The organism is Oleiphilus sp. HI0125, assembly GCF_001635355.1.
On record NZ_LWGF01000575.1, the window covers coordinates 1 to 513 of the forward strand.

A 513-nucleotide genomic window follows, 5' to 3' on the forward strand; every position below is an offset into this window, starting at 1 on the left:
TATCTCCATATGTCAGGGACTTATCATCTAGCTTGAAAGAGTTGCGAGGAATGTACATTTCCTTCTTGCCTAGAAGCTCCCAGTTGTATCGATCTGGTGCACCGTTGTACATATCAAAACCATCAGATGTGCGAAGTCCATCAGCTGCTGTACCCGGACCGTCATACGCCACCTGAGGAGCACGACGAACACGACGCTGACCAGAGTTATATATCCAAGCACGACGCGGTTCAGCAACCTGATCGATGGTCTCGTGCACAAGCAAAACGTTGCCTGCTAAACGAGCTGGCGCCGTAACGACCTGCTTGAAGTAAAACATAACGTTATCGTCTTTGTTCTCAGCAAANTCTCTCAAATCATGACGTTCAGAAAACTCTTCATAGAATTTTACTGGTTGATAAGTACCACCGGCAGTAGGAGTCACTTGAACAGAGTTACGCTCAAAACTACCACCACGTGCACGCAAAATATGGTTCCAAATAATTTCTAAAGCACTATCTGGAATTGGAAATG

1 protein-coding gene is annotated in these 513 nt (G+C 45.5%); it reads right to left on the reverse strand.

The genetic code is table 11. The annotated features are described in order from the left end of the window. A partial coding sequence (locus tag A3762_RS07095) for a DUF1329 domain-containing protein (RefSeq protein ID WP_156493317.1) occupies positions 1 to 513 on the reverse strand: 513 nt, incomplete at both ends.